Source organism: Rhodococcus sp. ARC_M6 (assembly GCF_022810305.1).
GTDB lineage: Bacteria > Actinomycetota > Actinomycetes > Mycobacteriales > Mycobacteriaceae > Rhodococcus_F.
In genome coordinates, this window is sequence record NZ_JALGQH010000115.1 from 1 (window position 1) to 255 (window position 255).

Below are 255 nucleotides of genomic sequence, written 5' to 3' on the forward strand. Positions count from 1 at the left end.
ACTGGGACTGGCTGACAAGCGCCGTCACCGGCGACCTCGGTAATTCGTTGGTCCCGCCGCAGCAGGATGTCCTCACGGCAATCACGTCCGCGCTTCCCGTCAGCGTCCAGCTGGCCGTGATGGGCCTGGTCATCGCCCTGGTTGTCGCAGTCCCGCTGGCACTGTGGTCTGCGCACCACGAAGGTGGCGTCATCGACCGCGTCATCAGCGCCGCGACGTTCGGTGTCCTGTCGGTCCCGAGCTTCCTCGCCGGCT

General features: G+C 67.1%; 1 pseudogene. It reads left to right on the forward strand.

Annotated elements, in window-relative coordinates:
- Nucleotides 1-255: pseudogene (locus MTX36_RS30780) on the forward strand (ABC transporter permease); the annotation flags it as partial.